The sequence below is a fragment of the Myroides sp. C6-3 genome (assembly GCF_050522425.1).
GTDB lineage: Bacteria > Bacteroidota > Bacteroidia > Flavobacteriales > Flavobacteriaceae > Flavobacterium.
Genome location: NZ_JBMVQP010000024.1, coordinates 1 through 23765, shown reverse-complemented (window position 1 = coordinate 23765; position 23765 = coordinate 1). Strand labels below are relative to the sequence as shown.

The 23765-nt window shown below is 37.5% G+C and carries 15 protein-coding genes; 6 read left to right on the top strand and 9 right to left on the bottom strand.

The genetic code is table 11. The annotated features are described in order from the left end of the window. Positions 1–8 precede the first annotated feature (8 nt). Positions 9–2759, top strand: a complete 2751-nt coding sequence (locus tag ACPDG9_RS10905; protein ID WP_430527787.1) for a DEAD/DEAH box helicase family protein — start codon at positions 9–11, stop codon at positions 2757–2759. 294 nt (positions 2760–3053) lie between these two features. Here ACPDG9_RS10905 and ACPDG9_RS10900 read toward each other — a convergent pair whose 3' ends face one another. Both ACPDG9_RS10900 and ACPDG9_RS10895 read right to left on the bottom strand, forming a co-directional pair. After that, the gene (locus tag ACPDG9_RS10900; protein ID WP_430527786.1) at positions 3054–5432 is read right to left on the bottom strand and encodes a TonB-dependent receptor domain-containing protein; all 2379 of its coding nucleotides are present in this window, start codon (positions 5430–5432) and stop codon (positions 3054–3056) included. Positions 5433–5649: 217 nt separating this feature from the next. Continuing rightward, positions 5650–8031, bottom strand: a complete 2382-nt coding sequence (locus tag ACPDG9_RS10895) for a TonB-dependent receptor domain-containing protein (protein ID WP_430527785.1) — start codon at positions 8029–8031, stop codon at positions 5650–5652. 351 nt (positions 8032–8382) lie between these two features. Between ACPDG9_RS10895 and ACPDG9_RS10890 the strand changes: the two genes are divergently transcribed. After that, a complete protein-coding gene (locus ACPDG9_RS10890) occupies positions 8383–8694 on the top strand; it encodes a helix-turn-helix domain-containing protein (protein ID WP_430527784.1) in 312 nt (103 codons plus the stop codon). 78 nt (positions 8695–8772) lie between these two features. Here the strand turns inward: ACPDG9_RS10890 and ACPDG9_RS10885 are convergent, their stop codons facing one another. The 6 genes from ACPDG9_RS10885 to ACPDG9_RS10860 form a co-directional block, all read right to left on the bottom strand. Continuing rightward, a complete protein-coding gene (locus ACPDG9_RS10885) occupies positions 8773–9765 on the bottom strand; it encodes a beta-ketoacyl-ACP synthase III (protein WP_430527783.1) in 993 nt (330 codons plus the stop codon). Between the two features lie 158 nt (positions 9766–9923). Further along, a complete protein-coding gene (locus tag ACPDG9_RS10880) occupies positions 9924–10820 on the bottom strand; it encodes a helix-turn-helix domain-containing protein (RefSeq protein WP_430527782.1) in 897 nt (298 codons plus the stop codon). Positions 10821–10963: 143 nt separating this feature from the next. Beyond that, complete coding sequence (locus tag ACPDG9_RS10875) at positions 10964–14125, bottom strand: efflux RND transporter permease subunit (protein WP_430527781.1); 3162 nt, start codon at positions 14123–14125, stop codon at positions 10964–10966. 24 nt (positions 14126–14149) lie between these two features. Next, the gene (locus ACPDG9_RS10870) at positions 14150–15211 is read right to left on the bottom strand and encodes an efflux RND transporter periplasmic adaptor subunit (protein ID WP_430527780.1); all 1062 of its coding nucleotides are present in this window, start codon (positions 15209–15211) and stop codon (positions 14150–14152) included. 25 nt (positions 15212–15236) lie between these two features. After that, complete coding sequence (locus ACPDG9_RS10865) at positions 15237–16559, bottom strand: TolC family protein (protein ID WP_430527779.1); 1323 nt, start codon at positions 16557–16559, stop codon at positions 15237–15239. Further along, positions 16552–17160 (bottom strand): TetR/AcrR family transcriptional regulator, encoded by a 609-nt coding sequence (locus ACPDG9_RS10860; protein WP_430527778.1) that lies wholly within the window; start codon positions 17158–17160, stop codon positions 16552–16554. The genes ACPDG9_RS10865 and ACPDG9_RS10860 overlap by 8 nt, the downstream gene beginning before the upstream one ends. Before the next feature lie 317 nt (positions 17161–17477). On the opposite strand from ACPDG9_RS10860, the gene ACPDG9_RS10855 reads away from it, so the two are divergent. Both ACPDG9_RS10855 and ACPDG9_RS10850 read left to right on the top strand, forming a co-directional pair. Next, entirely contained in the window at positions 17478–18455 is a 978-nt protein-coding gene (locus tag ACPDG9_RS10855; protein WP_430527777.1) for a polyprenyl synthetase family protein, read from the top strand. A gap of 7 nt (positions 18456–18462) precedes the next feature. Beyond that, positions 18463–18813 carry a hypothetical protein gene (locus ACPDG9_RS10850; protein WP_430527776.1) on the top strand — a complete coding sequence of 117 codons (351 nt, stop codon included), beginning with the start codon at positions 18463–18465 and terminating at the stop codon, positions 18811–18813. Between the two features lie 73 nt (positions 18814–18886). Here ACPDG9_RS10850 and ACPDG9_RS10845 read toward each other — a convergent pair whose 3' ends face one another. Beyond that, positions 18887–19465: a hypothetical protein gene (locus ACPDG9_RS10845; RefSeq protein WP_430527775.1), complete on the bottom strand. Its 579-nt coding sequence runs from the start codon at positions 19463–19465 to the stop codon at positions 18887–18889. 116 nt (positions 19466–19581) lie between these two features. Here ACPDG9_RS10845 and ACPDG9_RS10840 point away from each other — a divergent pair, with 116 nt between their 5' ends. Next, complete coding sequence (locus ACPDG9_RS10840) at positions 19582–22353, top strand: 2-oxoglutarate dehydrogenase E1 component (protein WP_430527774.1); 2772 nt, start codon at positions 19582–19584, stop codon at positions 22351–22353. Positions 22354–22401: 48 nt separating this feature from the next. Next, complete coding sequence (odhB, locus tag ACPDG9_RS10835) at positions 22402–23625, top strand: 2-oxoglutarate dehydrogenase complex dihydrolipoyllysine-residue succinyltransferase (RefSeq protein ID WP_430527773.1); 1224 nt, start codon at positions 22402–22404, stop codon at positions 23623–23625. Positions 23626–23765: the final 140 nt, after the last annotated feature.

Genomic DNA, 23765 nt, shown 5'->3' with positions numbered 1-23765 from the left:
CGACTATATTGAAACAGTTTCCCACTCCCATAGCTTTTAAATATCCATGGCGCGCTTATCAAAAAAAGGTTTTAGATCAATTAGACATTCATTTGAATGATGATAAATTGCACTTAGTTGCCCCCCCTGGATCAGGTAAAACAGTTTTGGGATTAGAAGTGATTTTGCGTTTAAATCAGCCGACTTTAATTTTAGCACCAACGTTAGCGGTAAAGAATCAATGGATCGATCGCTTTTGTTCTCTTTTTTTACAAGTAGATGAGGTGCCTGATTGGATATCCACGCAGTTAACAGAACCCAAGTTTTTGACGGTTTCTACCTACCAAGGATTGCATGCGGCCTTTAATTATCTAAGAGAAGAAGAAGTAGACGAGGATGCGTCCTTGGAAGAGAATACAGTGTATACCAATGTGTATGCGGATGAGGTTATCAAGAAACTGCAACGGGTGGGGGTACAGACTCTGTTGGTTGATGAGGTCCATCACCTTAGAAAAGAGTGGTGGAAAGCCTTGGATCTGCTAGATAACAAGCTCAAACCTACTATTGTCGGACTAACGGCAACTCCTCCCTATGGAGCCACTAGTTTTGAATGGCAACGCTATATGGAATTGGCAGGTCCTGTAGATGAAGAAATTGCTGTACCAACTTTGTTGGAAGTAGGCGATTTATGTCCGCATCAAGATTTTATCTATTATTGTACCCCTTTAGCAGAAGAAAGAGAAAAAATATTAGCGCATAAAACTAATGTGTATGATTGCTATACAACCTATAAGTCTCATCCTCTATTGGTTGATAACCTCAAGCAATTACCTCTTTTTAACCAGCCCCTCGAACACTTGGATTGGATTTACGAAAATCTGACAACGTATGTAGCTTGTTTGGTTTATCTAAAGGATAGTGAACAACAAGTGAATAAAACTCACCTCAAAGTTTTGGGGTTGTCTCAAGACGAGATTCCGTCATTGGATTTGGTTTGGTTTGAAAAGGTGCTCAATTTTTATTGCTTTCAAGGAGAAGATTTATTTCAAGAGATTCCCGCTTATGCAACTATGAAAGGGGCGTTGATCAGAGCGTTAAAAAGCAAGGGGTTAGTTGCTTATCGACAGGTTCAATTGGTTCACGATAGCAAAGGGGATGATCTGTTGCTGTCGAGTTTGAGCAAGTTAGAGAGTATTGGGAAAATTCTCGATTTTGAATATGCTACGCTAGGGGATACTTTGCGTATGGCAATCTTAACAGATTATATCCGCAAAGAGTATTACAGTACAACTGGACAACCTCCTGCTGTTTTAGGAAAATTAGGGGTAATGTCTATTTTTGAGACGCTTAGACGTCAGCAAAACGCTGCTTGTACCATGGCTGTATTGACGGGGTCTATCGTGATTTTACCCGCTGCTTGTCTCGATCGTTTACAAGAGAAAGCAACGGAAAAAGAGGGAGTAGTAGCTTATACTCCTGTAGTTTATGATTCTTCGTATGTTTCGCTTCAGTTGACTGCAAGACAAAGAGGTAAAATTGTTCATTGGATGACGCAATTAGTGGAAGAAGGCGCTATTAAAGTGTTGATAGGAACAAAATCTTTGTTGGGTGAAGGATGGGATGCGCCTGCGATTAATTCACTAGTGATGGCGAGCTCAATTGGAGCTTTCATTACATCAAATCAGGTGAGAGGACGTGCTTTTCGAATTAATCCCTTGGATCCAGAAAAGACAGCAAATATTTGGCATTTGGCTTGTATTGATGAATATGCAAAAGAAGGAGGAAAGGATTGGGAAATTATTCACAGGCGTTTTCAAACTTTTGTGGGTATTTCAACAGATGATCTTCCGGAAAATGTATTCATTTCCAATGGGATAGAGCGGTTAGGAGAGTTGAAAGCAAGAAGTAAATTTGATCCTGCATATGTAGAGGCACAAAATACAAAAACGCTGCAATTAGCCCAACGCAGAAATGAGTTAAAGGATAAGTGGTTAGCAGCCATCCAACAAGGAACGCATTTAACAGAGGGAGTTAAAGTGTTGTTCTCTTCACCTAATGAAAGAAGAGATGCTACACAAGCCAAGCGATTTTATACCAATAAAACCCTTGTATCCGCCTTGTTTACGCTGCTTTGTTCTGCAATTTTTTTCGTCACCTATCAGGTTGTTGGATTGGGAAGAGGAATCTTATTACACGGGTTGAGCTTGTGGTCTTTTGGGTATTGGTTTTTTCAGACTTTTGTATTGGGATTGGGATTGCGCTTCGGTTGGAAGGGATGGAAGTACTTTAAAATGTATCAGAAATTTGGCGATATTCGCAAGGATGTACAGCAAATAGGAGAGGCTTTGTGTAATACGTTGTGTCATTTTAATTTAATTTCTACCGCTCGAGAACATATTCAAGTAGTAACGGAAAAGGAATTGGGAGGAGGAGTGTTCTGTTCTTTAGAGGGAGCTACCCTAAGAGAAAGTCACGTTTTTGCTTCTTGTATGAAAGAACTTTTATCGCCCATAGAAAATCCGCGCTATGTATTGGAACGCAAAACACTACTGCCTATTCAAGATAGTGAAACAGATTTTCACGCTGTGCCAGATTGCCTTGGAGTCAATAGAGAACGCGTCAACTATTTCGCCCAACAATGGACGTATAAAGTAGGGCGTAACAGAATTGTTTATACTAGAACACCTGAAGGGCGAAAAGAACTTCTTCAAGCGAGAATAACGGCTATCGTGAATCAGCTTGAAGAACCAACTGTCAAACAAGAGCACCATTGGTTGTAAAAAAAAACGTCCCTTGTAGGGTGTACAAAGGACGTTCAACTAACTAATCAATTAAAATGGGTCATCACTCCACTTTATATAAAAGTGTCTAAACTTATATTTTTTCGGTGAAGAAGAGTATAAGGTAAACAGACTTTTCAAAGGATTTATTTTTTGTTTTTTGCAAAATCAATCTTAGATTGTTTGCAATACTAAGTATTAGTAGGTTGTATATTTGATTTGTTACAACTATAGTATTGTTTTTTTTGTTAAAGTTTTCTTTAACAAGAGAAATAGATATTCCTCTCTTTTATTCTATTTGCTACTTCTACTTTTGTCGCTAAACGTTGCCTCTTTAATGCTCTTTTTGTTCGTGCTATCTCCAAAAGTATACGTTGCTCCAATGCTTAAACTTCTGCTGTTCCACGTATTGCTAAACGATTGGATATTGTCTTGAAAATAACTGGTTCCACTAGATTTTCCTGTATTGAAAATGTCATACACAGATAGGTTTACGTTTAATTTTCTATCGAGCATATTTACTTTTAGGCCAGTTGATAAGGCTTGGTATTTCCCGTATTTAGTATTGTCTTCTTTATGGGGAACCTGATGGTACCAGTTTAAAAATACACTCAGCGTTTTGGCTTGATTTAAGGTAAAGGTATTTTGAGAGTAGTAACTAAAGTACACCCCGTTTTGCGGAATTTGATTTGACTTGTTATTCCTGTAGTAAGACTTTCCATAAATCAAATCTGTACCTGTAATTGTTTGCCACCATCCGGTTATTTTCTCACTGTATGAAGCGGTTATTCCATAGTTATCACTGTTGAGCATATTGTAATACGTGCTGACAAACACGTCGTCAACTAATGTTGAATATTGATCAAAAGAATTGGAAACATGATAGTAATTGAAACTAACAGATAACGCGCTATTAAATAAGTAGTTCAATTCAAAGTTATCCGTAAAAGAAGGATCTAGTTCTGGGTTTCCACTGTTGTATGAATAGCTGTTGGCATAATAGCGAAACGGATTTAAAATGCCAGAATATGGGCGATTGATTCGCTTAGCATAATTAAAACTAAAGGCGTGTTTTTCATTTGGGTTATAAGCCACAAATATAGAAGGAAACCATTTGTTGTACGATTTGGTGAATTTTTCATTCGTTTCAAGTAAGTGTCCTTCTACCTCTGTTTGTTCAAAGCGAACGCCTCCTTTTACATTCCACTTGTCGTTGAGTTGTTTGTTCAAACTCAAATAACCAGCATAGTTGTCTTCTTTATAATTAAAGCGATTGCTACGCGTTGTATCGTATATGAGTTGGTCGTCAAAGCGGTTGTAGTAAAGTACCTTAGACCTGTTGTCATAATTGGTGTATTTACCACCAAATTCCACATCTACCCACGATAATTTATACGAAAGATCGGCAGTACCACTCCATACTTTATAGTTTAAGTCATTGGTAAAATAAGTTGATCGGGTCAAATTGCTTGGCGAATTGTGTTCGTCCATATTCGTCGTGCCTTCAGGAATATTCGAAAAATAGTTTACCCCTAGTGACAATTTACTACCCAATGTATCGATATTGTAATCGTAAAACGTATTGAGTGTTTGATACAGGTTGTTGTTGTTGACTCTTGTTAAGGAGTTAATAACAGAATCGTGTGTATAAGTCGGTAAAGCAATATACTTTGATTCGTTGTTATTTCGCGTTGAGTTTTTGTATTTAGATAAGTCGTACGTTACGCCAACAATACTATTAGTTGAAAGCTGATAATTCGTTGTTAAGTTTATTCCTGCCGAGTTATAGCTTCCTGTAGGATCTCCATAAGCATCTAAAAAGCGGTCTTTATTGGCGTAGGAATACGAATTTACACTGCTAAATCGCCCCTCGCCACTGTTGGCTTTCAGCATGAAATTCCACTTCTTGTTTTGGTAGTTAATACTCCCATTTCCCGTAATAGAATTGTGGTTATTGTAGGAGTAAGAACTGCTAACAGATCCGTATAAACCAAGCGATTTGTTTTGTTTTAAAACAATATTGATTAATCCGCTGTTTCCACTAGCTTCATATTTTGAAGGAGGATTGGTGATAACCTCAATTTTCTCAATGTCATCCGAACGAAGTGTTTTGAGGTAATTCGTTAATGCTTCTGCCTGAAGGTGTACAATTTTATCGTTGATCATGATCGTAACGCTACTTTTTCCAACAAGGCTAATTTTGTCATTTTGAATCTTAACCATAGGAGTATTGTTTAACGCTTCGATCGCATCCATCCCTTGTGAGGCAATACTTGCTGAGGTGTTAAATACCAAGCGATCTGCCTTGCGTTCTACGAGTTTCTTTTCTGCTTGAAGAACAATCTCTTCTAAAGCAGTGGAAGATTCAGTGATAATTTCTCCTAGATCTATATCGCGATCTAACATAATAGTTTGCGTATAAAGTTGTTGTCCTAGATAGTAAATCGTTAGGGTGTATTGTGAGGAGGGAATATTCGTTAGCTTGAATTCTCCCAGTTCTGAGGTAAAGCCTTGTTGTACCAGTTGAGCGTCTGCCTCTTTTAACAGATGTAGTTCTGCAAAATCAATAGGTTCCTTGGCTTGGTTGAGTACTTTTCCCTTTATGCTATTTTGTGCCTGTAGCAGTGCTATGCCACAGAAAAAGGCAATAAATAGAGTCAGATTCTTTTTCATAGTAATTGAATTTAAACTGACTTATCAACAGTGTTGATAAGTTTATTAACAAGTCTATTTTTTTGGTTGATAACTTGGTTAATGTTTATAAGTAGCTATATTAATTAATTTGTTACGACTTATTTAGCTTTGTTTATAACTTTTTTAGTTTTGGGTTTTAAAACGGTTATATCTCAGTTGTTTACCTGTGTTATTAACAACGTTATCAACATATTTTTTATTTTCTGTTGATAATGTCTTTATTGCTTCCTTGACGTTCGCGCACTTTAATTTTTGAATTTCCAAAGCTATAGCTCAACCCCATGCTGAAGTAGCGGTTGTCATTATACATGTTGTATCCTTGTTTTACACCATCTGAGGTTGCTTCTGCACGTAAATGCGAAGTTCTCAAGACGTCGTTCATATAGGCAGATAAATTTAGTCTTTTGTCTAATACCGCATATTTTAAACCTAGACTTAATGCGTACATTGGTCTGAGTTTCCAGTTGCCACTGTTTAATTTTGATTGATACCAAAAATCTACCTGTGCTTGCAAGGTTTGAGGTTTATTTAATTGCAAGGTTGTATTAGAGCTCACATAATATCCCATTCCATTGTTGGTTTCTAAATTAATAGGTTGTAATAGTTTAGAAGAGCTGTAAAACACGTTGATTGTGTTTTGAGTATGGATCCAGTGCCAAGCATCGAATAGGTGTGTGATTCCTAAATTGTAGTTTTCTGCATCGAAGATATTGTCGTGTTTCAACATTTGAATGTTATTTGCTGTATCAATGGTTGAAAATTGTGTCGACATATCGGTTGCTTTCGAATAGGAAGCATTGAGGAATAGCTTATTTCTAAAAGAATAACTAGCTGTTATTGCATGGGTAAAAGTCGGTTTAAGAGCAGGGTTTCCCGTCACATAGTTGTATTCGTTTACATACCATCTAAATGGATTGAGTTGCCAAAAGCTCGGTCTATTAATTCGGCGATTTGCGGTAAGAGAAAGGGTATTGTCATCATTCATCTTATAATTAACATAGAGACTAGGGAAAAGCTCTGTGTAATTTGTTTTTTTCTTTTCTGCTGTAGCTACAGATTCACCCGTTGTTTGTGTGCTCTCTACACGTAAGCCAATCTGGGCTTCCCATTCCTTAGTGAAGGTTTTGGTAGCGCTAAAATAAGCGGCTTGTATGTTTTCCTTGTACACAAAATGGTCGGCTTGTAGCATCTCATAAGCTGTCGCATTTTCGTTTGCGTTGAATGAATTGGCATTGTTTACGGTTTGTACAAAACTCACTTTTGCACCATACGATAGCTGGACGAAAGACAAGGGCTGTTCTAAGTCTATTTTCGCACTGTAATTATCGATCTTTTGATCGCCTTCAGTTTGTGCATCTTGTACGTTGTTAACAAGGTTATCAACAAGGATCGTATTTGTGTTGAAAACTCTGTTTTTGTTGGTGGTGAAGGTAAAGTAATCGATGTTAAAATTTAACTTATTGCCCACTGTATCAAACTTATGTGAGAAATTTATATTCAACGCGTGATTGTTGAAATCTGGATTGGATTTTCCCTTTGTATGGATGTTTTTAACTAAGTTATCAACAAGGTTATAAACATTGGATTGATTTTTGTCTGCCGTTTTTTGTGTGTTGCTACTCCCTCTGTACTGAAAGCCAAATCCTGTTTTAGCATTGGCTTGATAATCCAATTGAAAGGTAGCAGCTAAATCTTCGTTTCGCTTGGTTTCTCTGTATATTGTTTTCCAGGTTTCAGATGGATAATATAGGTCCATTTTTCCAATTTCTTGGTTGTACCCTTTGCTTGCGTTGAAGGATGCGGCAAGTGATATTTTGTTTTTGCTGTAGTTAAAGATATCGCTCAATTTCCACGTTGCTTTGTCTGCCGTTTCAAATCCTGCACTTACTTGATTATTCCAAGCATCTTGTTTGGCTTGTTTGAGTACGATATTGATTAGACCACTGTTTCCGCTAGCCTCATATTTGGCAGGAGGTGTAGTGATAACTTCTATTTTTTGAATGTTTTCAGAGGGAATCGTGCTTAAATAGCCGATGAGCTCTTCTCCTGTAAGAGGAAGCATTTTATCGTTAATCATCACTTGCATGCTGCTTTTTCCCACTAAAGCAATTTGATCTTTGTCTACTTTTATGCCAGGGGTTAGTTTTAAAACATCTTTCGCATTGCTGTTGTTGGCGTGTACGGACTGATCGATATGAAATACGGTGCGATCAATTTTGCGCTCTATTAGCTTGGGTTTGGTGGATACGACGATTTCGTTTAAAATTTGATCTGCTTGTAGAACAATGGGGTCCAGTTTTCGATCAGTAGTGAGGGTTAGATTTGCTTCATATTGCTGGATACCTGCATTGAGAATTCGCAAAACATAGGTGTCCGCAGGAATAGGAGCCAAGGTAAAGCTGCCTTTTTCATCTGTGTAGGTGTGTAAAAATAAATCTTCTTGTTGGTTGAATAAAAGGATTTCAGCATAGTCGATGGGTTGATGTTTCGCATCGAAAACAGATCCTGTTAGCTTTGATTGGGCCTGACTTAAGAAAGAAAAAAGTAAACAGATAAAAATGATTCGTTTAGTTTTCATGAATTGTTTGTATTTGCTAGAAAACAAACCAAAGCTGTACCAATAAAATTATATTTTTTTAATTCGCTGAATTTTAGTATATTAAAAAAAACAGGGCAAAAAGTAAGTGTCCGATTTCGAACAACAAGATCTTAAAAGTGAACACATAAAAAAAACTGCTTTTGGGGAAAGCAGTTTTTCGTTAAGCGTATATGAATTTTGAATTTCAATTTCAGATCATTCATTTTAAGCTTGACATTGATTTTGTTGTTTATGTTAACCAAAGGTACGATAAAGTTTAATAAAATGGAACTAAAATATAATAAAGTGTTACCTTTGTGCAAGATAATTTATTAAACTACAAGGTTTATTATGCAAACACCAACACAAAAATGTAAATTTCAATCAGAAAAAATGCGAACAAGAAGGAAAGAATTAGGTTTTTCACAAGAATATGTGGCAATGAAGCTGAATATTTCTCAAAAAGCATATTCTGATATTGAGAGTGGGAAGACAAAATTAAAGAATGATGTGCTCAATGAAATAGCTACTATTTTAGAGATATCACCCTTTGAGATTTGTCCAATTGCCTGTGATTGTACTTCTGATTTGCAAACAAAGCACGGACGACTTATTGAGTATCTGAAAGAGAAGGATATTACTTTTCCGGAGGACTTGATTTAATTGGCGTGCAATCTAACCTGAAACCTATCGTTTATATTTTATAGGAAAAGAGGTCTCTATTAGAGACCTCTTTTTGTTTTATATATTCCATTGTAATAGACTTGCACCCCATGAAAATCCAGCACCAAATGCGGTTAAAAGCAGTAGATCACCTTTTTTGAGTTGATCTTTAAATTCCCAAATGCAAAGGGGAATTGTCGCTGCGATTGTATTTCCCGCATAGGCAATATTGCTTAATGCTTTGTGTTCTTCGATCCCTAGTTCTTTTCCTACGGCATCGATAATGCGTTTGTTGGCTTGGTGAGCCACTAACCATTGTACGTTGTCTATCGTCAAGTCATTTCGTTCTAGTACAGCTTGACACGTATTACTCATCGCTGTTACAGCATTTTTGAAAACCACTTTGCCGTCTTGTTTTAAATAACGGTAGTCTTCTTTCCATTGGTCTGTTTCGTACGGATAAAGAGACCCTCCTCCTTTGATGTTTAAAAATTCGATTCCTTTGCCGTCGCTAACCAACAAAGCGTCTCGTATTCCTGTCTCAAGTGAAGGTTCTAACCATACTGCACCAGCGCCATCGCCAAATAAAATATTAGTGGATCGATCTGTTTCATCGACATAAGTGCTAATCTTGTCTGCGCCAACCACCACCACGTTTTTATAGCGTCCTGTTTCGATCAAAGCCGCTCCCATATCTAAGGCATATAAAAAACCAGAACAGGCTGCATTCATGTCAAAGGCCCATACATTAGCCAAATCCAATTTATGGCAAACAAGATTCGCTGTCGAGGGCATAGGCATATCTGGGGAAGAAGTTGCAAGTAGTATGGCATCTATTGTAGCCATGTCTTTTTGATAGGAAGAACACATTTCCTTGATGGCTTCTACAGCCATATCCGATGTCGCTAGACCATCTTCTAAAATTCGTCTCTCCTTAATTCCCGTTCTCTTCATAATCCATTCATCAGAAGTGTCTGATAAACGTTCTAAATCGGCATTGGTTCGCTTCTTCTTTGGGAGATACCCTCCAATGGCTGTGATTTGAGCATATTGTTGTTTATTCTTCAACATCTTTGTGAGTTTTGCGTCTTATATGCAAATAATAATTACTTCCCTTTAATGCAGTGATTTCCCCATTAAAGAACTCAAATCTCGCTATTTTTGAGGAAATATCAGTAGTTAAATAAACGGTATAACTTGCCTAAAAGACGCATAAATTATTTAAAATGTTAATTTATTAACTTAAACTCGCGAGGTGAAATTCCCGTACTGTTTTTAAAAAATTTACTAAACAACGCAACGTCTTGAAAATTAAGTTCACTGGCGACAGAAGTAATGGAATTATTGGGGTTCTTTAAAAGTATTTTGGCTTCGAGAATGATCGATTCTACTATGATGTCTTTTGGCGTTTTGCCGAAGATTTCTGTAATGACTTTGGTCAAGTGTTTTCTACTAATGAACATATGGTCTGCATAGAATTGCACACTTCTTTCTTTTTTAAAGTGAGACGAGACGAGTAGAAGAAAGTTTTTGGTTAATTCTTCTTTTCGAAGCGTCTTTTTTCCAGTTTTAGCTAAAACGCGTTTATTGTAAAAATGACCTAATTCATACATCAAAATAGAAAAATGATGTAGAATCAATTGAGGGGTAAACATATTATCTTGATCAAAAACGAGCTTTTTTAATCGCTTCATGTGATAGTTGAGCTCTTTGATCAAATAGCTGTTTAACGATAAGATTTTGGGGTATTGAGAAGAAAAAAACTGGATGAGGTTATTGGATTTTAGATGAAAACCTGCATCCAAAAATAGTTCCCCACTTGCAAAGAAAGCTTGTACACTAAAATCTTTAGTGTACTGAATAATTTCAAAAAACTGTTGAGGTAAAACAACGAGAATATCGTTTTTTTTCACTTTTGTTGGTTCTAAATTAATGGTAATCTCACATTCTCCAGATGTAATGAGGATTAAACCAAAGGAAGCAAACGTATACGGTTTGCCAATGACAAAATATTGACTGTGTTTAGGACCAATTTCTACAACGGCTAATCGCTTGTCTACAATAAAGCGTTCGTATCGATTTAAGATATCTTCAATAGAGTAGGATTGTATATAATTATTCTTCACAATAAAGTAACATAGTTAAGGGGATAAAAATAAGAAGTACGAGGGATAAAAAACTTGTTTTAGGTTAAGAAAAAAAAATAGAGTAGAAAATTATTTTCTACTCTATTGTGAATTGTTTTATTTAGGTCAACGAGGAAGCACTCCTAGTGATGATCTACAAAATTGTGGTTTGGTTCGTAATCTGATTCCATTTCTGCTTGGTAATCGATCTTTTCTTTTTGACCGAAACGCTTGCCTATTTTGTCAAAAATAGAATAGATAATCGGCACAATAACCAAGGTTAACAAAAGAGAAGATAATAAACCACCTATGATTACTACGGCTAATCCGTTGTTCATTTCAGCCCCTGCGCCACTTGCTAAGGCAATTGGCACCATTCCGATGACCATGGCAATTGTCGTCATCAAAATTGGACGTAAACGTGCATGGTTGGCTGCGATTAAGGCGTCGTGAACACTGTCACCTGATTCTACTCTGTGGTTGGCAAAATCGACCAGTAAGATCGCATTCTTACACACTAGTCCGATTAGCATAATGATTCCTAAAATAGTGAATATATTCAAGGAAATATTAGCGATAGCTAAGGCTAATAAGGCTCCAATGAAGGATAGCGGTACAGAAAAGATCACGATAAACGGTTTAGAAAAACTGTCATACAAAGCGACCATTACTAGATAAACTAAAATAATAGCAGCTAACAACGCAACTCCTAAGGTACCAAATCCCTCTTCTTGATCTTCCATGGTTCCCGTCCATTGGTATTTTACCCCTGGTTTTAAGGTTAATTGGTCAAATTGAGGCAACCATTCGTTGGCGATATCTCCAGGAGAACGACCAATGGTTTGCGACTTGATTGTAACAGAAGGACTCTTGTCTCTTCGCTCTAAAATGGAAGGACCTGAACTATAACTTACTGTTGCAAATTGTTCAAGCTTTACATCTTGTCCTTGGTTGTTTTTAAAATTAATCGTTTTTACATCTTCTATGGTTGTTCTGGCATATTCTTGAAAGCGTATGTTGATGTCGTATTCATACTCACCTGCTCTATATTTACCATCCGTATTTCCGTTAAAGGCCGTTTGCATGGTCATCCCTACCGTGTACATATCTAAACCAAGAGCAGCCATTTTATCGCGATCTACTTGAACGTTGATTTCGGGGCTACCTGTTTCCGTAGTTAGCTTGGTTTCCATCGTACCAGGTATTTGATCTAATAAGGCTTTGGCTTGAATAGCAAACTCCATCGCGTCATCCAAGTTTGATCCTGTAACAGTCAGCGCTAAGGGAGCTTCTTCCGCACCAATTAATCCAACGGGTACTGTTTTTACTTTTACACCAACCATCAAAGGAGCTAGTTCTTTTTTCAACTTTGCTGCATAAACAAAGGAGCTCTCGCTTCGTTCTTTTTTATCCGTTAAGATAACGTGAATCTCTGATTTGTATTTGGTTGCCTGACTTCCTCCGTATCCTTCTGAAGATTGTCCAACGGTTGTAATCATATCTACTACTTCAGGCTTCGTACGCAAAAAAGCTTCTGCTTTTTGTGTCATACGGTTGGTCTGTTGTACAGACGCATCTTTGTCTAATTCCAACTGTACTAAGAATTCTCCTTTATCTGTTTTCGGAAAGAATTCTCCTCCAACATATCCCAAAGAGGGAAGTGCTAAAGATCCAAAAAAGGCCAACGCTACAATAATCAATACAATCACCGTGTTTTTTGTTGAGTTTAAGGACCATACCAATAGACCTGAGATACTGTGAGTGAAAGAGGTTAAGCCTTTTTCAAATCCATGTAAAATCTTTCCAAAGAAAGAGGTTGGTTGGATAACCTCAATCTTACCATATCTTGAGAATAACCAAGGTACAATAGTAAAGGATACCAATAAGGAGAGCATGGTTGCTATAATTACAGTCACACAGAACTGTTTAATGATATTTGGTACTAAACCTGAAGACATAGCAATAGGTAAGAATACAACAACAATAACGAGCGTAATTGCCGTTACAGTAAAACCAATTTCTTTTGCTCCATCATAAGAGGCGCGTATTTTGTTCTTTCCCATTTCCATGTGGCGGTGGATATTCTCAATAACCACAATGGCATCGTCTACTAGAATACCAACAACCAAAGAAAGGGCTAGTAAACTCAGTAAGTTTAAGGAATAACCCAAAAGGTAAATCCCGATAAAAGTAGCGACCAACGATAGGGGAATCGCAACCATTACAATTAAGGCATTTCTAAAGCTATGTAAGAAAAATAGCATCACAAAAGCCACTAAAACAATCGCCAAGAACAAGTCAAACATTACAGCATTCGCTGCTTCTAATGTAAACTGGGAGGAATCATTTGCCGTTTTGATGTTTAGCTGAATATCAGCGTAGTTTTTTTCTACTTCAGCAATGGATTGTTGGGTCAATTCACTTACCGTTACTGCATTGGCATCTGATTGCTTGATGACTTGCATCAAAATAGTCGATTGCTGATTTAAACGCGCAATCTTTTCTACTTCTTTAATTCCGTCTTGTACATCGGCAATATCGCTTAATCGGATGTCTATTCCGCCTTGGGAAGCAATGACTAAGTTTCGCATCTCATCGATGTCTTTGTATTTACCTGCTAAGCGAATAAGGGTTTGCTTGTCTCCGGATTTTACACTTCCAGTGGGGAAATCTAAGTTAGAACTTAATACCGCTTGTTGTACCATTGGTACACTCAAGCCATAGGCTTCAATTTTCTTAGGATCGAGTAAGACTTGAATCTCTCTTTCTTCTCCACCAACTAATTCTACTTTAGCTACTCCAGCTACACGGGAAAAAATAGGCTGAATCTTCTTGTCTAGTAAGTCGTATAATTCTTTTTCTGTTAGATTACTCGTTACACTAAGTGTCATAATTGGCAAATCACTCAGAGAGTATTTCTGTAAGGAAGGAGGATCAACGTCTTTCGGTAAGTCTTTTAAGATCGCATTGATTTTGCGTTGGGCATCGTTTAAGGATAAGTCTACATTCGCTTCTGATGTCAAGTAAATCATAACCGTAGATAAGCTCTCGAAAGACAAGGCTTCTACTTTTTTTACATTTTCCAGCGATGCAACGGCGTCTTCAATCTTCTTGGTCACGGTGTTTTCAATTTCCGAAGGAGAAGCTCCTGGATATACTGTTGCGACAGTAATCACGTTCACTTCAAACTTGGGAATTAATTCGTAACTCAGGTTTTTATAACTAAATATACCTCCGAGTAAAAGAGCTATAAAGAGCACAATGATGATACTCGGACGCTTGATGGATATTTCGGCTATTTTCATATGTCAATCCCTTGGTTTAGGGCGTTATTTAATAATAGATACTGGGGCTTGGTCTGTTAGGTTGATTTGTCCAGAGGTAATTACAACTTCACCTTCTTTTAATCCATCGAGGATCTCGACAAAATCACCTAAATTTCTCCCTGATACAACTTGAGTGGCTACTGCTTTGTTGTCGATCACACGGTAAATTAAATTTGAACTTACACTGCCAACGAAGGCATTGCGCGGAACAAGTAGAAGCGGGGTATCTTGATTTTTATCAGCATCAAAATAAGCCGAACCATACATCCCTGCTCTCAGCTTATTGTCTTTGTTGTTGGTCAACAATAGATCTACGGGATAATTTAGGGCCGCATCTGCTTTTGGAGCGATAAAAGTTACGATTCCCTCGAATTGATCATTGGGAAATACGCTGGCTTTTACTTCGATCTTATCTCCTTCTTTTAAGTTGGCGACGTGATTTTCATCTACATTTACTCTCAGCTTGAGCTGATTGACATTGACAAGGTCAAAAATCGGTGCACCAGGAGCAACAAAGCTTCCTTGTTCGACGTGTTTTTTATTGATAATCCCATCGATTGGTGCTTTGATGTGGGCATCTCCAGCGGTAATTTGAGCCGATTTTAAATTGGCCTCCGCATTTTGTACCATCAACTGCACTTGATCTAGTTGTTGTTGGGTTACTCCACCAGTTGTATAGGCACTTTCAAAACGTGCTGCATCTGCTTTTGCTGTGGCATAGGCAGCCTCTGCATTGCGTACTTGTACTTTGATCTGATCGCTGTTAACTAGAGCTAAAACTTGTCCTTTGCGCACTTGTGCTCCTTCGTCTACCAGGAGTTTTACAACACGTCCAGGAGTTTCAGCAGCTAGTGTTACTTCTTGATAGGGAACAAAGTTTCCATTGGCTTTATAATTGGCATCAATAACCTGTACGGTTGCTTTTTCCACGCGAACTGTAATCGTTGCCTGCTGTTCCGCTACGATTGCAGTCTCTGCATCGTTGTTTGATTTATTTCGATTTAAGATATAGACAGTCCCACCAATCAAGGCGATAAAGACTAAAGCTGTAATTATTTTTTTCATGGTTGTTTCGAAATTAGATAGTGAATTAGTCAAGTAATGTTTTTAATGCTCCTTGCGATTTGATAATTTGAATCTCAGCCAATTTAAAATCCAACAATGCTGTCGTATAGTTGTTTTCTGCTTCTGTATAAGCATTTTCTGCATTCAATAAATCTGTCAAGGTGGCTAAACCGTGTTTGTAGTTGTTTTGCATATTCGTCAAGATACTCTTGGCTAAATCAACATTTTCCTTTTGAATATTGATGGTGATTAAGGCATTTTCAATTGACTTTTGTGCATTGACAAAGTCTAGTGTAAGTGCTTGTTTGGTATCTTCTAACTGCACGTCAATTTTTCGCATATCTACTTTTGCTTGTCTAACTTTTGCTCTAGTTTCAAAACCATTAAAAATAGGTAGCTTTAGCGAAATGCCCACAGCTGATGCACTCGTCCAAAATACACCATCACTTGGTTTATTACCCCAAGGAAATTTATCTCCCATACCTTGATAACCAAAGGTTCCGAAGGCTGCAAGTGAAGGATAGTAATCGGCTTGAATAGACTTCAACTTATAAGCGAGTAATTCTTTTTGTTTTTCCAATAGGTGAATTTCCGTACGGGAGTCAATGTTGTTTTCAGTCAATACCGTACTTTCATCAAGGGTAAACGTGTTCTCAGGTAGTTGAATTGCAGTTGATAAATCCATTCCCATAAAGAATTTTAACGCATTTTGCTGTAGTTCTACCGCGTTGATTACCTGTTGTTTATTGGCTTTTAGATTACTTAGGCTCACCTTAGTTCGGTCTAAGTCAATCTGAGTAGCTAAGCCGTTGCGGTGTAAGTCCTCGATGATGTTTTTGATGTGCGTCGTACTGCTAATGGTTGTTTCTAGTGTTTGCAGCATCGCCTTGGATTGAAATACCTGATAGTAGGTCGAAGCTACTTTTTCAATGATTTGCTCATCCGTTAGTTCCTTGTTGATGATGTAAAACTCTTTGGCCGAACGCGCCGCTTTTAACCCCATAAAAACCGTCTGATTGAATAGAATTTGAGAAGCAGTAGCTGTAATTTGAGAATTCCACTTTAGATTGAACGGAATCATTTGCGTTTGCCCGCCCATGGTTAAAGGCATTTCCTGAATCTTGACGTTGTTGGCAAGATTGGCCTCTACATTGAGATGAGGTAAAGCGTTCGATTTTACTTCTTGAATCTGATAGTCGCTATTTTCAATGTCTAAGTTGGCTTGTTTGGCTTCTGCTTTGTGAACTAAAGCATAGTGTAGCGCATCTTTTAACGTTAAAACAGGGGCTTGTGCCCATAGGCTACAAGAAAGAAATAGACAGCATAAGGTCGTTAGGGATTTATTCATTTTTAATGCTTTCTTTGAGTTCTAAGTATTGTTTAAGTCCTTTTTCTGTGGCAATACTTCTAATTTGATGATCGAGGTGCAAGGCGTGTAGCTGCATATGCGTGTATTCTTCTGGCTCAAAATAATCGTGGTCATCGATTAAGACAATGGAAGCGATGTGTAAACGAGCCGTAAATTCTACATCTAAATTAGAGCGATAAACGCCTTCTCGAATTCCCTTTTCTAAATTGCGCTCTATAATACCCACGTATTTTTTCTTGTGATACGTCTTTTGTTTGAGTGCAATCTTCGGATAGTATTTGTTTAATTGGTACAAACAAACAGAAGATTCAATCGCGAATACCTCATTCATGCTGTTGTGTGCGGCTATCATTTCCGCTATTGCTGTTCTATTTTGTGTAATAACTGTTTCAAGAGATTTTAGGAATTTCTCGTTAATGTAGACTAAACTTTTTTCAATGAGTTCAGGTTTGGATGCATAGTGTTGATAGATTGTTTTCTTGGATATAGAAAGTTCTGCTGCTATATCGTCCATTGTTATACTTTTAAATCCTTGGGATAAAAATAAATGGGTTGCTTTTTCTAGTATTGCGGTTTCCATGAATCGTATTTTTAAAGGGGCAAATATAATACGGAAACTTTATTAGTGTTATAGTTTCCTTTTAATTAAGAAAACTTTAACTAGGTTAGGAGTTTCCTTGATGAGCGTTGTTGTAAAAAAGAGATATAAGGCGAGAAGGAACAGGGATTTCCAAGTTTGAAAAAGATAAAAGCAGTAGTAGAGGGTGTGTTTTTATTGGAAAATTGATGGTTAACTGATCTATTTTTAAGATATTTGCGCCTGTTAAATGGTGAGGATACGGCAAGAAACGGAAAGTCTTTAAAAAACGCGTATTTTTACCTAAATTTTATTTGAACATGCAATCAATAGTAAAATATAAAGAACAGATAGCGTCATATCTTAATTCAATACAATTAGACGGACAACCGATAGAACTTTATGAACCTATTTCGTATATTCTTTCTTTAGGGGGAAAGCAAATTAGACCTGTTCTAACCTTAATGGCGGCTGATGTTTTTAATGAAGATCCAGCAAAAGCGATCCAAGCAGCTACAGCTATCGAATTGTTTCACAACTTTTCTTTGATGCATGATGATATCATGGACGATGCTTCTCTTCGAAGAGGACATCAAACGGTACACGAGAAATGGGATGTTAACACGGCTATTCTATCTGGGGATGCCATGTTGATCTTGGCGTATCAATATTTTGAGTATTATGAGCCTGTTGTTTTTAGAGATTTGGCGAAGTTGTTTAGTAAAACAGCGATTCAGGTTTGTGAAGGACAGCAGTATGACATTTGTTTTGAAGGTCGTTCGGATGTGAAAATTGAACAGTACATCAAAATGATCGAGTACAAAACAGCTGTTTTAGTGGCTGCAGCGCTTAAAATGGGAGCTATCGTGGCTCAAACTACCGCGGAAAATGGCGATCAGATTTACAATTTTGGATTGAATTTGGGAATTGCCTTCCAATTATTGGATGACCATTTGGATGCCTTTGGAGACGAAGCTACATTTGGTAAGCGCATTGGAGGAGATATCTTAGAAAATAAAAAAACGTTTTTGTACCTAAAAGCGTTAGAGAATGCGAATCCAACGCAGAGAGAGGCATTGGAGGGATTCTATGCTTCCGTAGCATGTGTGGATGAAGAGCAGAAGATCTCAAGCGTGAAACAATTGTTTGTAGAAACGGGTTCACAAGAAGCTTCGCTACAGTTGATTGAACAATATACAGAAGAAGCCTTACACATTTTAGCTGATTTAGCGATAGACGAAGATAAAAAAGAACTACTTCGTGTTTTTAGTAAGGAATTAATGAATAGACAAATGTAAGAACAAGATGGAAGTAGCAGTAACTTATCTCGAAAATCAATTAAAAGAGCAGGATTTATTTGAACAACTAGTACAACAAATAGAACGTGATTTTAGAATGAGCGTAGAGGAGGACCTGACATTTTCCGCATCAACTCCTCTTGAACTTGTACAGCAAATTCAAGAACTTCTCGAAAGTATTGCAGCGCGTACCCCAGCTAAGTTGTCTATGCTGTTGTATCGCATCGATGTTGCAGAACGCGATATTCGCGCAATAGAAGAAGGCGATGTGTTCAATTACTTTCAACAATTGACCTACCTTATTGTAAAACGAGAGTTTCAAAAGGTGTACTTTCGAACAAATTTGTCAAAAGAATAAGGAGTATTTTACACGATAAAAAAAGAGCCGATTTGTAGAATCGGCTCTTTTTTTGTACCTTATAAAAGTGTTCTTAGAAATAGATGCGAATAAAAGGCATAAGCGCACTGCCGTATACCATGTCTTTTTCCTTGTATAGAACATTGTATCGCACTCCTACAGTAGCAGGTCCACTACTGTAACCAGCACCCAAAAATAAAGCAGTATTCCAAAAGTTAGCATCCAACTTGTGTAAATCTTGTTTATAGGTATAGGTGTTGTTCACGCGCAATTGTTCTAATTCAGCAGATAATTGCAGCTGAGGGATAGGATTAGCTAAGACAAGTAAGCTTCCTCCGTAAATCCAAGACTGATATTCTTTTACATTACTGTAGTAAAAAGAGCGGTCTTTGCTATTGATATAGCTTCCTTGTAAACCTACACCTACGCTGAAATAAGGATTTACCTGGTACAGGGCACTCGGTGCTAACATCACATCTGTATAGCCACTGCCGAAGCCCAAACCAAAACCTCCTCCAAATCTCCATTTTTTGACAGAATCGTAATTTTCGGAGTTATTTCGGTTTTGTTGTGCAAAAAGTGAAAAATTGGACAATAAAAAAAATGAAAAAATGAATAAAACACTCATTTTTTTGACATAAAATCTTCTCATAGCTGTTTTATGAAATTGTTGTGAGATAAAAATAAGAAAAAGTTTATACTTTTGTAATCAAAGAGTTGTATTTTTGTATATATAATATTTAATCAATAGGTCTTTAGACGAAAATTATGGATAGATTTTCCTTTTTAAACGCGGCACACACTGCATTTTTTGCAGATTTGTATGATCAATATTTAGAAAATCCAGATAGCGTAGAACCAAGTTGGAGAGCCTTCTTTCAAGGGTTCGATTTTGCAAACGAATTTAATGATGGCACAGTTGAAAAAGTAACGTACGTTTCATCCCCAACAAGTGGTTCAAATACAGGTAATTCAGTAGATACAAGCCAAATTGCAAAAGAGTTAGCTGTACTGAAGTTAATCGACGCTTACAGGACTTATGGACATCTATTGACCAAAACTAATCCGCTTAGAGAGAGAAGAGTAGTTCACCCTGATTTAAGCTTGGAGAAATTTGGCTTATCAGCGGCGGATTTAAGTACAAAGTTTGATGCGGCTAAAGCCTTGCAGTTATCAACGGCTACCTTAGCGGAAATTATTGCCCAATTAGAGAAAATTTACTGCGGTACTTTAGGTATTGAGTTTAAATATATTACAGACGAAAAAGAAGTGAATTGGATTCAAGATCACTTCGAAATCCCAGAAGCAAAATTTAATTCAGAAGAGAAAAAAGAAATCCTACACAAATTAATTGAAGCGGTTTCTTTTGAAAATTTCTTGAATACGAAATATGTAGGACAAAAGCGCTTCTCCCTTGAAGGATTAGAAGCCGCTATTCCAGCGATGGACTTTTTAATTGAATCTGCTGCTGAAAAAGGAGTGGAGGAAATTGTTGTGGGTATGGCTCACAGAGGTCGTTTGAACGTTTTAGCGAACGTATTTAAAAAACCAACCCAAGAAATCTTCTCGGAATTTGACGGAAAAGACTACGATACAGTAGAAGGATTCGACGGAGACGTAAAATATCACTTGGGATTAAGCTCTACACGTAAAACACGTGCAGGAAAAGATATCCACGTAAACTTAACGCCAAACCCTTCTCACTTGGAGACTGTTGGTGCGGTAATCGAAGGAATTGCAAGAGCAAAACAAGATACGGTTTACACGAATCAACCTTCTAAAGTATTGCCTATCGCTTTACACGGTGATGCAGCTATTTCAGGCCAAGGAATTGTGTATGAAATTGTGCAAATGGCTCAATTAAGAGGGTATAAAACAGAAGGTACAATCCACATAGTATTAAACAACCAAGTTGGTTTTACAACAAACTTTACAGATGGTCGTTCTTCTATTTATTCAACTGATATTGCTAAAGTTACTGCTTCACCTGTGTTACACGTTAATGCGGATGATACAGAAGCAGCTGTACGCGCGTTCTTATTCGCTTTAGAATACCGCATGACGTTTGGTAGAGATGTATTCATCGATTTAGTAGGATACCGTAAGTATGGACACAATGAGGGGGATGAACCAAAATTCACTCAACCTTTATTATATAAGTTAATTGCAAAACACCCTAACGCAAGAAATATCTACAACGCAAGATTGTTAGAGGATAAAATTGTCGATGAGAGTTTTGTGAAAGACTTAGAGCAACAATACAAAGATGTATTAGAGCAAGATCTACAGATTTCTCGTGAAAATGAGTTCGCTAAGATCCGAACATTCATGCAAGAAAACTGGAAAGAATTCAAAATTGTGGATGAAAAAGCAATGGTTGTTGATTATGATACCAAGGTGTCTAAACAATTATTAACGGATATTGCTGAAGTAATCACAGCATTGCCAGAAGACAAGAAATTCATCAATAAAGTAAAACGCCTAATCGGAGACCGCAAAACGATGTTCTTTGAGCAGGACAAGTTAGACTGGGCAATGGGTGAATTATTGGCTTATGGATCTTTGATTTCTCAAGGATACGATGTGCGTATGTCAGGACAAGATGTAGAGCGCGGTACGTTTTCTCATCGTCATGCTGTAGTAAAAACAGAGGATACGGAAGAGTCAATCATCTTGTTGAATCAATTGAAAGAGCAAAAAGGTCAAATGAGAATTTATAACTCATTGTTGTCGGAATATGCTGTTTTAGGATTCGAATATGGGTATGCGTTGACAAACCCTAATACGTTGACTATTTGGGAAGCTCAATTTGGTGACTTCTCCAATGGAGCACAAATTATGTTGGATCAATATATTTCTGCTGCAGAGGATAAATGGAGTAGCCAAAATGGGTTGGTGATGTTGTTGCCTCACGGATATGAAAACCAGGGTGCAGAACACTCTTCAGCGCGTTTAGAGCGTTACTTACAGCTATGTGCAGAGCACAATATGTTTGTAGCAAACTGTACAACACCTGCCAACTTCTTCCACTTGATGCGCAGACAAATGGTAACTGATTTCAGAAAACCTTTAATTGTAATGTCGCCAAAGAGCTTGTTGAGACATCCAATGGCAACGTCAACAATTAGCGATTTTACGGATGGTAAGTTCCAATATGTTATCGACGACGCAGGAGTAGATAAAGCAAAAGTAAAATCATTGGTCTTCTGTTCAGGTAAGTTCTACTATGATTTAGTGGCAAAAAGAGAAGAATTAGGAAGAGAAGATATCGCATTTGTGCGTTTAGAACAATTATTCCCTTTGCCAATTGAGCAAATTAAAGCTGTAATTGCTTCTTATCCAAATGCAGATGATTTTGTTTGGGCACAAGAAGAACCGAAAAACATGGGGGCTTATAGCTATATGTTGATGAACTTTGAAGAGAAGCCATTGCGTTATGCAGGTACTAAAGCGTATAGTGCACCAGCTTCAGGAAGTTCAACGCGTTCTAAAAAGCGTTTCGCTTATGCAGTTGAAAAAGTTTTTAATAAGAACTTATAATAAAAAAAGAGTATTTTTACATAACAATATTTAATTAAAGAATATACGATGAGCATCTTAGAAATGAAAGTTCCTTCACCAGGTGAATCAATTACAGAGGTTGAAATTGCTACTTGGTTGGTAAAAGATGGAGACTATGTTGAAAAAGACCAAGCAATTGCTGAGGTTGATTCAGATAAAGCAACATTAGAATTGCCTGCTGAAGCAAGCGGAATCATTACTTTAAAAGCAGAAGAAGGTGACGCAGTAGCGGTAGGTCAAGTGGTTTGTTTAATCGATACCGGCGCAGCAAAACCAGCGGGAGGTTCTTCTACAGAAGCTAAGCCAGCAGCAGAGGCTCCAAAAGCGGAAGCTCCTAAGGCAGAGCCAGTACAAGCACCTGCAGCAGCTACTTATGCAACAGGTTCAGCTTCTCCAGCTGCCAAAAAAATATTAGATGAGAAAAATATTGATCCTGCTTCAGTTGCTGGAACAGGAAAAGATGGTAGAATCACGAAAGAAGATGCTTTAAACGCTAAGCACGCTATGGGAACTCCAACTGGTGGGCCAAGAGGTGAAGAGCGCAAAAAAATGTCTATGTTACGTCGTAAAGTAGCAGAGCGTTTGGTTGAAGCTAAAAACACAACAGCGATGTTAACGACGTTTAATGAAGTTAACTTAACAAACGTAAACAAGCTAAGAAGCGAATATAAAGACGCTTTTAAAGCGAAACACGGTGTTGGTTTAGGATTCATGTCTTTCTTTACTAAAGCAGTTACTCGTGCTTTAGAATTATATCCAGACGTAAACTCGATGATCGACGGTCAAGAGCAAATTAAATATGACTTCTGCGATATTTCAATTGCAGTATCCGGTCCAAAAGGATTAATGGTTCCTGTTGTTCGCAACGCTGAATTATTGTCTTTCCGCGGCGTTGAAGCTGAAATTAAACGATTAGCTACAAGAGCTCGTGATGGACAAATTACCGTGGATGAAATGACAGGAGGTACATTTACAATCACGAATGGTGGTGTATTTGGATCGATGTTATCTACGCCAATTATCAACCCTCCACAATCTGGAATCTTGGGCATGCACAACATTATTGAGCGTCCAATCGCAGTAAATGGTAAAGTTGAAATTCACCCAATGATGTACGTGGCATTATCGTATGACCACCGTATCATCGACGGACGTGAGTCAGTTGGTTTCTTAGTGGCTGTGAAAGAAGCTTTAGAAAACCCAATGGAATTACTACTTGATAATAATCCGAAAAAAGCATTTGAACTTTAATAGATTTTTTCTAAATAAAAAAAGGGCTGTCTCAAAAAGACAGCCCTTTTTTATTTTACTTAGAAAGTGTATTTTAATTGAATTTATACTTAAATAGTATAATTTAACATTTTTTTTACAGGGAAATCCCTCTATTTTTT

What these genes read in the sequence shown, in the direction of transcription:
- ACPDG9_RS10900 (WP_430527786.1), bottom strand. Translation starts at nt 5,432, where the DNA reads ATGAAAAAGAATCTGACTCTATTTATTGCCTTTTTCTGTGGCATAGCA.
- ACPDG9_RS10895 (WP_430527785.1), bottom strand. Translation starts at nt 8,031, where the DNA reads ATGAAAACTAAACGAATCATTTTTATCTGTTTACTTTTTTCTTTCTTA.
- ACPDG9_RS10890 (WP_430527784.1), top strand. Translation starts at nt 8,383, where the DNA reads ATGCAAACACCAACACAAAAATGTAAATTTCAATCAGAAAAAATGCGA.
- ACPDG9_RS10885 (WP_430527783.1), bottom strand. Translation starts at nt 9,765, where the DNA reads ATGTTGAAGAATAAACAACAATATGCTCAAATCACAGCCATTGGAGGG.
- ACPDG9_RS10875 (WP_430527781.1), bottom strand. Translation starts at nt 14,125, where the DNA reads ATGAAAATAGCCGAAATATCCATCAAGCGTCCGAGTATCATCATTGTG.
- ACPDG9_RS10870 (WP_430527780.1), bottom strand. Translation starts at nt 15,211, where the DNA reads ATGAAAAAAATAATTACAGCTTTAGTCTTTATCGCCTTGATTGGTGGG.
- ACPDG9_RS10865 (WP_430527779.1), bottom strand. Translation starts at nt 16,559, where the DNA reads ATGAATAAATCCCTAACGACCTTATGCTGTCTATTTCTTTCTTGTAGC.
- ACPDG9_RS10860 (WP_430527778.1), bottom strand. Translation starts at nt 17,160, where the DNA reads ATGGAAACCGCAATACTAGAAAAAGCAACCCATTTATTTTTATCCCAA.
- ACPDG9_RS10855 (WP_430527777.1), top strand. Translation starts at nt 17,478, where the DNA reads ATGCAATCAATAGTAAAATATAAAGAACAGATAGCGTCATATCTTAAT.
- ACPDG9_RS10850 (WP_430527776.1), top strand. Translation starts at nt 18,463, where the DNA reads ATGGAAGTAGCAGTAACTTATCTCGAAAATCAATTAAAAGAGCAGGAT.
- ACPDG9_RS10845 (WP_430527775.1), bottom strand. Translation starts at nt 19,465, where the DNA reads ATGAGAAGATTTTATGTCAAAAAAATGAGTGTTTTATTCATTTTTTCA.
- ACPDG9_RS10840 (WP_430527774.1), top strand. Translation starts at nt 19,582, where the DNA reads ATGGATAGATTTTCCTTTTTAAACGCGGCACACACTGCATTTTTTGCA.
- odhB (WP_430527773.1), top strand. Translation starts at nt 22,402, where the DNA reads ATGAGCATCTTAGAAATGAAAGTTCCTTCACCAGGTGAATCAATTACA.